Genomic DNA, 2,264 nt, shown 5'->3' with positions numbered 1-2,264 from the left:
ATTTTTATATTAAAATTATAGCAATTATTCCGATACATAGACTAAAAAAATACCCTAAAGAGAATGTAGATTTGATTTTAACTAACTCTTTTTCAAGACTAGAAACTGAATTAAATTATATAAGAATATCCAATATTTTATCTATGAGGGATATAGAAAAAATAAAAAAAATGGGAGTAAAAGAAAGAGAGAAAAAAATATTTCTTTCAGAGATTTTATCAGCTCTTCCATCTGAAACACAGATGGATAGTAGAGAAGAGTTTGTAATAAAGTTAAAAGAGATATTTGGTTCAAGGTTAATTGATGATTTAAACATGAAAAGTGAAAAAATAGATAGATTATCGATAAAAACGGGTAAAGTAGATAGTTGGGAAGAGTTAGTGGAATATCTCTGTAAAATTTTAATTGAGAGAGAAAGTATAGAGCTAAACTATGTAGAAAATATAAAAGATACGGTTATTAAATTTGGGGAATATTTACAAATAAGGGAAAAAATATATTTTATACACTCTAAAAATAGAGATGGTGTAAAAAAAAGTGATTGGATTGAAGTGGAACTAGAAAATGAGATTGAATTTCCAAATGGACATAAAGGTTTAAAAGTGTTTTTAGTAATATCTCTTAATGAACAAGATTATTTAAAAATGGCGGAAAAAATAATAAGTGAAATATAGGAGGATGAAATGTCTACAAAGGATTTGAAGAGGGTTTTAGGAAAAGCCGATTTAATGGGAATTGCGATTGGGCAGATAATTGGTGCTGGAGTTATGTCTTTAACAGGAGTCGCAATTGCAATGAAAGGAAGATCATCAAATTTTGCATTTTTAGTATCTGCTCTATTTGTATTAGCCGCAGCTATACCTTTAGTATTTGTTAATGGTTGCATCAGAATGAGAGGTGGAGCTTATACTCAAACAAGTGTATTTTTAGGGAAAAAATGGTCAGGGTTCTATATTGTTCAATATATAGTGGGAAGTATTTCAATTTCAATGTTTGCAATATCATTAGCTCAATACATTTTAACCTTTATTCCAAATGCTAATGAAAAAATTGTTTCAATGGCTGTTTTAACACTGTTTTTTGGGATTAATTACTTTGGGATCTCTGGAGCAGCTAAGATTCAAAAGGTGATGGTATTTATACTGATCAGTGCTCTAGTAATATTTGCTGGATTTGGAATTTTTAAAATTCAACCAGGATACTTCAATCAACCTGACTTTATGACAAATGGAGTTATGGGAATTTTGCAAACTGCAGCATTACTTGTTTTTGCCACTGGGGGAGCATCTGTTTATTTATTTTGTTGTATGTGGGGCAATATTTGCAACAGCAACTACATTGAATGCAAAGATAGGAACTTGTACAAAACCTGTTCTCCAAGCTTGTTCTGATGGGTGGTTTCCAAGACAGTTAGCAGTACTTCATCCTAAATATAAAACACCAACATATATATTAGGAGTTTTTTATGTTGTTGGAGCATTGCCTATTTTACTTGGTTTTAGTATAGGAACTATAGCTAGTACAGTTATATTATTAGCATATGGATTTAAAATAATATTGGCGTATAAAGTTTTGGATTTGCCTAGATTGTTTCCCAATGAATGGGAAAAATCCCCATATAGAGTGAGTCCTCTAATGTTAAAGGTGCTTATAGCTATATCGGTTACAGGGATTTCATTTCAATGCTACCTGTTAGCTACAAAAGCTGGGGCTAATCAATTGATAGGAACAGGAGTTGTATTTTTAGTAGCACTATTATATGCTAATTTTAGATTTCCACATGCTGAAAACTTTATAGAGGTCAGTTATGAAACAGAATAGTAGAGGTTGGTTATGGAAAAAGAAAATATATACTTATTTGTAGCTACATTTTTTTGGGCCCTAGGACTTATAGTAGGAAAGTTTGTTTCAGCAGAGTTTCCACCAATAACACTTACTTTTTTTAGATATTTAATAGCTGGAACAGGAATGGGGTTAGTTCATTTTTTTAAAGAGAAGGAGTTTTTTATTGAAAAAAAGGACATGTTATATATATTTATCCTCTCTTTTTTAGGAATTGTATTAAATGGGCTACTATTTTTCAAGGGAATATCTTTAACATCTTCAATAAATACATCTATACTATCGAGTAGTACCCCTATTGTTGTGTGTATTTTAGGAGTGGTTTTTTTTAAAGAAAATATCAATATAAAAAATATAATGGCAATAATTTTCTCTATTGGTGGAATTTTATTACTTTTTACAGATGGAAAGATAGATTCTCT

4 protein-coding genes are annotated in these 2,264 nt (G+C 30.1%); all 4 read left to right on the top strand.

Going from position 1 to position 2,264, the window contains the following annotated elements; translation table 11 throughout:
• Nucleotides 1-674 (top strand): PTS sugar transporter subunit IIA (locus ACMOUI_RS10265; RefSeq protein ID WP_418965604.1); only part of this gene is annotated, 674 nt, incomplete at its 5' end.
• A gap of 9 nt (nucleotides 675-683) precedes the next feature.
• Nucleotides 684-1,391 carry an APC family permease gene (locus ACMOUI_RS10260; RefSeq protein ID WP_418965603.1) on the top strand — a complete coding sequence of 236 codons (708 nt, stop codon included), beginning with the start codon at nucleotides 684-686 and terminating at the stop codon, nucleotides 1,389-1,391.
• Nucleotides 1,339-1,821, top strand: a complete 483-nt coding sequence (locus tag ACMOUI_RS10255) for a hypothetical protein (RefSeq protein WP_418965602.1) — start codon at nucleotides 1,339-1,341, stop codon at nucleotides 1,819-1,821. The genes ACMOUI_RS10260 and ACMOUI_RS10255 overlap by 53 nt, the downstream gene beginning before the upstream one ends.
• 12 nt (nucleotides 1,822-1,833) lie before the next feature.
• Nucleotides 1,834-2,264, top strand: a 431-nt coding sequence (locus ACMOUI_RS10250; protein ID WP_418965601.1) for a DMT family transporter, incomplete at its 3' end; no start/stop codon positions are given.

Source organism: Cetobacterium sp., from assembly GCF_048470075.1.
GTDB lineage: Bacteria > Fusobacteriota > Fusobacteriia > Fusobacteriales > Fusobacteriaceae > Cetobacterium_A.
The sequence above is the reverse complement of the archived record's forward strand: the minus strand, read 5'-3'. Positions and strand labels throughout refer to the sequence as shown.